At 70.7% G+C, this 3716-nt stretch carries 5 protein-coding genes; 2 read left to right on the plus strand and 3 right to left on the minus strand.

Going from position 1 to position 3716, the window contains the following annotated elements; genetic code table 11:
* The coding region (locus ACFFII_RS17495; RefSeq protein ID WP_377700156.1) for an ArnT family glycosyltransferase at positions 1-672 on the minus strand (672 nt) is incomplete at its 3' end.
* Positions 669-944 (minus strand): lipid-A-disaccharide synthase N-terminal domain-containing protein, encoded by a 276-nt coding sequence (locus ACFFII_RS17500; protein WP_377700157.1) that lies wholly within the window; start codon positions 942-944, stop codon positions 669-671. The genes ACFFII_RS17495 and ACFFII_RS17500, both read right to left, overlap by 4 nt.
* A gap of 101 nt (positions 945-1045) precedes the next feature.
* Between ACFFII_RS17500 and ACFFII_RS17505 the strand changes: the two genes are divergently transcribed.
* A complete protein-coding gene (locus ACFFII_RS17505; RefSeq protein WP_377700158.1) occupies positions 1046-1705 on the plus strand; it encodes a response regulator transcription factor in 660 nt (219 codons plus the stop codon).
* Positions 1702-3045 carry a sensor histidine kinase gene (locus ACFFII_RS17510; RefSeq protein ID WP_377700159.1) on the plus strand — a complete coding sequence of 448 codons (1344 nt, stop codon included), beginning with the start codon at positions 1702-1704 and terminating at the stop codon, positions 3043-3045. Before ACFFII_RS17505 ends, ACFFII_RS17510 begins: the two co-directional genes overlap by 4 nt.
* Positions 3046-3266: 221 nt before the next feature.
* Here ACFFII_RS17510 and ACFFII_RS17515 read toward each other — a convergent pair whose 3' ends face one another.
* On the minus strand, positions 3267-3485 hold the full coding sequence (locus ACFFII_RS17515; RefSeq protein WP_377700160.1) for a hypothetical protein: 219 nt from the start codon (positions 3483-3485) through the stop codon (positions 3267-3269).
* Positions 3486-3716 lie beyond the last annotated feature (231 nt).

The raw sequence follows: 3716 nt of genomic DNA on the forward strand, positions 1-3716 counted from the left end.
CATGGTCCGCCAGGTGATCCGCCCTGCGGACCACAGCGGCGACAGCGCCAGGGCCGACCCCAGGTGGATCAGGATCACCGGCCCCTTGGCCAGGCCCCCCAGGGCCAGCGCGAGGCCCAGCAGCATCCAGTCGCGGGGCCGCCCGGCATGGACCGCGCGCCACAAGGCCAGCATCCCGCCGACCGTCGCCGCCGCCAGCGCCGCGTCGAACATCGTCAGCCCGCCGGAAAGCGCAAAGGCCGTCATCCCGGCCAGCGCGAGGGTTGCGGCTCCGCCGATTTCCGGCCGCTCGGGCCACAGCCGACGGGCAAGCCGCCCGGTCAGCAGCAGACACAGAAGCGCGAAGGCAGGTCCGACCAGGCGCGCGGCGATCTCGGACACGCCGGTCAGCGACCAGGTGAGGTTCATCGCCCAGAACAGCAGGGGCGGCTTGTGGGCGTAAAGTTCGAAGTTCTTCGTCGGCACCAGCCAGTCGCCGCGGGCCCACATCTCCCATGCGACGGCCAGATAGCGCGTCTCGTCGATCGGCAGGGCAGGACGCAGCAGCACGCCCGCAAGGGCGACGGCGGCGAAACCCAGCAGGGCAAGGGCGCCCGCGGGGGCCAGGCGGATGCGCCAGGCCGCGCGCGGCGGGCGCAGGCGGGCCGCCTGCAGGTCCGATGTGTCGGTCACGCCGCGGCCTCGCGGTTCTTCGCATGGATCAGGGCGAGGTTGCGGGCATAGACCACCAGCCCCATGGCCTGCCCCAGGATGAAGACCGGGTCATGCCGCCATAGGGCGTAGCTCAGCAGCGTCACCCCTCCGGCAAGGCTGAACCACCAGAAGGCCACCGGGACCACACTTTCGCGCCGGCGTTCCGAGGCGATCCACTGCACCAGGAAGCGCGAGGTGAAGAGAAGCTGGCCCGCGAACCCGATCCCGATCCAGAGGGACGTCTCTGTCATGTCCGGCTCCATTGCCCGAATTGTCTGTCGGCGGGGCCATAGGCGGCGAACCTTACGGATCGCTGACGGGCGGCGTAGAAGACCCGAAAGGGGGGGACCGGATGCGGATCCTGGTGGTCGAGGACGAAGCGGACCTGGCACAGGCGGTGGTGGACCACCTGCGCGCGGCCGCCCATGCCGTCGACCACGCCTCCACGCTGGATGCGGCGCAGGCGGCCGTCCGCGCCATGCCCTATGCGCTGATCCTGCTGGACCTGCGCCTGCCCGACGGCGAGGGGCTGGCCCTGCTGCGCGACTTGCGCGACCGCCGCGACCCGACCCCGGTGCTGATCGTCACCGCCCGCGATCGGATCATCGAACGCATCGCGGGACTGGAAGCGGGCGCCGACGACTACCTGGTCAAGCCCTATGACCTGAACGAGATGCTGGCCCGGATCAACGCGATCCTGCGCCGCGCCGACGGCACCCGCGCGCCCGAGCGGCGCTTCGGGGGACTCTGCATCTCGCCCTCGGCCCGGACGGTGACGCGGCACGGGGCGCCCGTGACGCTGACGCCGCGCGAATGGGCGATCCTCGACCGCCTGAGCCACCGCCCCGGCCAAGTCGTCGGTAAGGCCGAGCTGGAGGACGCTGTCTACGGCTTCGGCGAGGAGGTCGAAAGCAACGCCATTGAGGCCCATGTCAGCCGGTTGCGCGCCAAGCTTGGCCGCATGGCGGTCGAGACCGTGCGGGGCTTCGGCTACCGCATGGGACAGGGATGAACCGGCCCGGCAGCCTGTCGCGGCGGCTGGCACTGATGACCAGCGCGGGCTTCGTGGCGATCTGGCTGCTGGCGGGGCTCGCGACGGCGCTGGTCCTGCGCCACGAGCAGGAGGAATTGCTGGACCTGCAACTGCGGGAAACGGCGCGGGTGTTCCTGCCGGTGCTGGTCGAACGCTGGGCCGCCGACGGCGCCGCCGCCGCCCTGCCCCCGGCCAGCAGCAACCCCGACGAGGCGCTGGTCTACCTGCTGGTCGATCCCGCCGGGCGGATCCTGCTGCGATCCCCCAGCGCGGCCGGTGCGGTGCTGCCCGAGGGCCCGCCCCGGCCCGGCCATGTCCGGACCGAAACCCATGCCTTCTATGTGACCGAGCCGGACGCGGAGGGTCTGGCCGCGATCTATGGCGACCCGCTGCATGAACGCCGCGACGCCTATCGCGAAAGCCTGCTGGCCTTCCTTCTGCCGATGCTGGCGCTGCTGCCCTTGGCCTATGTCCTTGTCGGCCGGATCGCGCAGGCGGCGCTGGGGCCCCTGAACCGCCTGCGCGGGGAGATCGAGGCGCGGGGCGACGGGCGGCTGGACCCCATCGACGCCGCCGGCCAGCCGCAGGAGCTGCGCGCGATTACCGCCACCACGAACGGCCTGATGATGCGCCTGGGCCAGGCCCTGGACGGCGAGCGCGCATTTGCCACCAACGCCGCGCACGAGCTGCGCACCCCCGTCGCCGTGGCGCTGGCCCAGACCCAGCGGCTGCGGGCCGAGGCGATCGGCCCCGCGCTCGACCGCATCGACCGTATCGAGGCTGCGCTTACAAGGATGAGCCGCCTCGTAGAACGGTTGCTACAGCTTGCCCGCGCCGACGCAGGCCTCGGCGCGGGGCCCCGGCCGCATGACCTGCGCGCGCTGCTGGACCATGTCCTCGACGACATCCGCCGCAACGCGGCCCGGGCCGAGCGGCTGCGGGTGACGTTGCCGGATGGTCCGGTGCTGTCGCCCATCGACCCGGATGCCTTCGCGATCCTGGCGGGCAACCTCGTCGACAATGCCGTCCAGCACTCGCCCGAGGGATCGCCGGTGACAGTCGCGCTCTCGGGCGACGGGTGCCTGGTCGTGTCGAACGAGGGGCCGCCGCTGGACCGGCAGCAACTTGCACGACTGATCCGCCGGTTCCAGCGGGCGAACCGATCGACGCAGGGCTTCGGACTGGGATTGCATATCGCCGACACCATCGCCCGGCAGTCGGGCGGATCACTGACCCTGCATTCTCCCGCGACAGGGCGTGAGGCCGGGTTCGAAGCGCGGTTCAACGCGCCCCGATCGCTTGCATCAGGGACTAGATAGATGGGGAAAAAGGCCATCCCGAATGGCCGATGTGGACTTCGAGGAAGCTGCACCCTGGCACTGTTTCCAACCCGAACGCCCTAAGAGGGCCGCGTGCTCTTGCTGCAATTGCGCTCACTGCGGAACTGATGAAGGTCGGCAAAGGATTCAAACCGACGGCAGGGCAGGCCCGCCCCGGAGACCTCACAGATCGGAGGGGCGGGCCTGCCCGGCTCCACAAGCTACAACCCGTGATCCAGCTCGTCGTCCCTGCGCCCATGGGCCTCGTGTTCCTTCACCAGCTCATGTTGCCGCACACGCTCCACCTGCTTCGCCATCTGCCGCTCCCGCTCCAGATCGCGCCCTAGATCGTCGCGCAGCCCGCCCTGCGCGGCTTCCGCGAAGAAGTACCCCCAGGCATCGGGCCCCGGCTCCAGGACCTCCAGCGCCTGCTCGACCACCTGCCCGAGCCAGGCGTGGGCCTGGCCAGCCAGCTCCTGGGCTACGCGCCCGACCTCAAGGGCGCGCTCCCGGACCTGTGCCAGACCCGTACCGCCGCAACCTCGATCCTGCGCTCTTTGAGCTGCCACGGCCGCGGAAGCAGGCACCGGAACCCAGCTACTGTGGTCTGGCTAGGCTGGCCAAGGGCGGAGTCGTCACGGAACGAAATCCCCGGTCAGCCTGGCCGGTCT

The sequence above is a fragment of the Paracoccus niistensis genome (genome assembly GCF_042432925.1).
GTDB lineage: Bacteria > Pseudomonadota > Alphaproteobacteria > Rhodobacterales > Rhodobacteraceae > Paracoccus > Paracoccus niistensis.